Origin of the sequence: Alkalicoccobacillus porphyridii (genome assembly GCF_007293315.1) — a bacterium.
GTDB lineage: Bacteria > Bacillota > Bacilli > Bacillales > Bacillaceae_D > Alkalicoccobacillus > Alkalicoccobacillus porphyridii.
In genome coordinates, this window is sequence record NZ_VLXZ01000062.1 from 1 (window position 1) to 410 (window position 410).

A 410-nucleotide genomic window follows, 5' to 3' on the forward strand; every position below is an offset into this window, starting at 1 on the left:
GTGCTCTAATTTGACTAACTGTGTCAGGGCAATCGCGGCGTTAATATCGGTCAGATTGTACTTATAGCCCGGTGTTAAGACTTCAGCCTGCGGTGCACGGCCCCAGGTTTGTCTGCCATAGGCATCGACACCCAGACCGTGAAATTTTAGCATCCGTAGCTGGCGGGCAAGTTTTTCATTATCAGTTACAATCAGGCCACCTTCAGCACAGGTAATATTTTTAATGGCATGAAATGAAAAAATAGCGGTACCTTTTGCGCCAATATGTCGCCCTTTGTAATACGTACCGACGGCATGGGCAGCATCTTCGATAACTGCGCTGCCGTAACGTTCGCCAATGGCGCGAATGGCGTCAATATCTGCTGGCGCACCGGCATAATGCACCGGAATGATGGCTTTAGTGCGTGGCG

General features: G+C 50.0%; 1 protein-coding gene. It reads right to left on the bottom strand.

Going from position 1 to position 410, the window contains the following annotated elements:
- On the bottom strand, window positions 1-410 hold a 410-nt coding region (locus FN960_RS23520; RefSeq protein ID WP_185971127.1), incomplete at both ends, for a DegT/DnrJ/EryC1/StrS family aminotransferase.